Below are 382 nucleotides of genomic sequence, written 5' to 3'. Positions count from 1 at the left end.
GCGATCGCTACCCGCGACGTCGACCTGGCGGAGATAGCTACGCTTCGTAGCGCGCCTCCGCTCGTCGCTTGGCTGCGCGGCGGCAATAGTTCAACGGCCGCTGTCGAAGCAGCACTACGTGTGCGATACGCCGATATTGTCGCCGCAGAGGAGAACGGAGCAGCCTGCGTTGAGGTCTGGTGGTAAGAGCATGATCATCAACAGGAATTCGTTCAGAACTCGGTAATTTATAATTTTTATTATGTAATTTAATTTCGGAAAGTCCCATACGCTAACAGTGCGCAGCATGCGCGCTTGCACCGCGACGACCGGCGACCGGGCCTCGTTCATGTGGGCCGGGCAAGCCCTTCATACATGAAGACCATGGGCCTCGGGCCCTTCG

The 382-nt window shown here is 57.3% G+C and carries 1 protein-coding gene; it reads left to right on the top strand.

All coding sequences use genetic code 11. The features are described 5' to 3' along the window. The coding region (locus Q1B08_RS21760) for a DUF5615 family PIN-like protein (RefSeq protein WP_299823583.1) at positions 1 to 186 on the top strand (186 nt) is incomplete at its 5' end. Between the last annotated feature and the right edge of the window lie 196 nt (positions 187 to 382).

It is taken from the genome of uncultured Jannaschia sp. (genome assembly GCF_947494025.1).
Lineage (GTDB): Bacteria > Pseudomonadota > Alphaproteobacteria > Rhodobacterales > Rhodobacteraceae > Jannaschia.
Note: the sequence above shows the minus strand (reverse complement) of the source record. Positions and strands in the feature narration are given on the sequence as shown.